This window comes from Undibacterium sp. RTI2.2, from assembly GCF_035018705.1.
Classification (GTDB): Bacteria; Pseudomonadota; Gammaproteobacteria; order Burkholderiales; family Burkholderiaceae_D; genus Undibacterium.
This window is the reverse complement of sequence record NZ_JASJXN010000132.1, coordinates 1-607: the sequence shown is the minus strand read 5'-3', so window position 1 is coordinate 607 and position 607 is coordinate 1. Positions and strand designations below refer to the sequence as shown.

Sequence of the window (607 nt, the reverse complement as noted above, 5' to 3'; positions counted from 1 at the left end):
AAAGATTACTTTGCGTCTTTTTTTGAATGACCTCTACCAAATAAATTGACTCAGAAATCTTAAGTCCGATCATCGCAGACCAAGATTAATCGGCTTGTTTTGGAAGGAGTATGGTCATTCAGTAACCAGCGCCATATAGGGGATGATCAGGTTACATCAGGCAGCGCGGCCAAGGCAGCGATCTTCGGCTCGCTCCATGGAGTCGGATGCCGCATAAACTGTGCAAGACGAACCCGATACCGCTGTACCCGGCCGATCCAATCGGGTGCACCAACAAATTTTGCCAAGGCCAGCGTGGCTAGGCTCGGCCATAGCCTTACCTGATAGCGGTCGATGTGATCATCGCAGTCAAGCAACCCAGACGCTACTCTGCAGACATCCAATAGTGGCAGTACCTCCTCGAGCAGCATGTCCACGTAAAGCTGGCACCATTGCTGCAAATCCTTCATGTTGTACAACTCTGACGTGGGCCAAGGGTCGTTTCCCGGCACAGGAATAGCGAATTGCTGCAAGGCTTTACAAGACCCTAACAGCTGTCAAACAGCGTGCAATACTTACCAGATTAGGGGTGGAAACAGCGTCCAAAAGTTTCCACCCTAGTGTGTCA

At 50.4% G+C, this 607-nt stretch carries 1 protein-coding gene; it reads right to left on the bottom strand.

Going from position 1 to position 607, the window contains the following annotated elements; all coding sequences use genetic code 11:
• Positions 1 to 146: 146 nt before the first annotated feature.
• Positions 147 to 410, bottom strand: a complete 264-nt coding sequence (locus QN395_RS21415; protein ID WP_323493056.1) for a hypothetical protein — start codon at positions 408 to 410, stop codon at positions 147 to 149.
• Between the last annotated feature and the right edge of the window lie 197 nt (positions 411 to 607).

What these genes read in the sequence shown, in the direction of transcription:
- QN395_RS21415 (WP_323493056.1), bottom strand. Translation starts at nt 410, where the DNA reads ATGCTGCTCGAGGAGGTACTGCCACTATTGGATGTCTGCAGAGTAGCG.